Source organism: Treponema sp. R6D11 (assembly GCF_054786075.1).
The window spans coordinates 1-363 of sequence record NZ_BDHD01001195.1 but is presented as its reverse complement, the minus strand read 5'-3'; the positions used below and the strand labels follow the sequence as shown (position 1 = coordinate 363).

Annotated in this window: 1 protein-coding gene; it reads left to right on the top strand. The window is 52.6% G+C overall.

Annotated features, from left to right (window positions below; translation table 11 throughout):
• Positions 1-19: 19 nt before the first annotated feature.
• A partial coding sequence (locus tag ACYVTD_RS18080) for an aminotransferase class I/II-fold pyridoxal phosphate-dependent enzyme (protein WP_461248993.1) occupies positions 20-363 on the top strand: 344 nt, incomplete at its 3' end.

Below are 363 nucleotides of genomic sequence, written 5' to 3'. Positions count from 1 at the left end.
CTGCGGAAGTACCGAGGCGATGATGGCGGCCATGATGACCGTCGCGAATCCCGGCGACAAGGTGATTGTCTTCTCGCCTTTTTACGAAAACTACGGCGCGGACACGATTCTTTCAGGCGCCCAGCCGGTCTATGTGCCTCTGCGTCCTCCTCTGTTCAACTTCGACGCCAATGAACTGGAAGACGCCTTCAAACAGCGCCCTAAAGCGCTTATTCTTTGCAACCCTTCCAACCCCTGCGGCAAGGCGTTTACCCGCGACGAATTAACCGTAATCGCCGATCTCGCGAAAAAATATGACGCCTTTATAATTACGGACGAAGTGTACGAACATATCGTTTACGCGCCAAACACGCATACCTATAT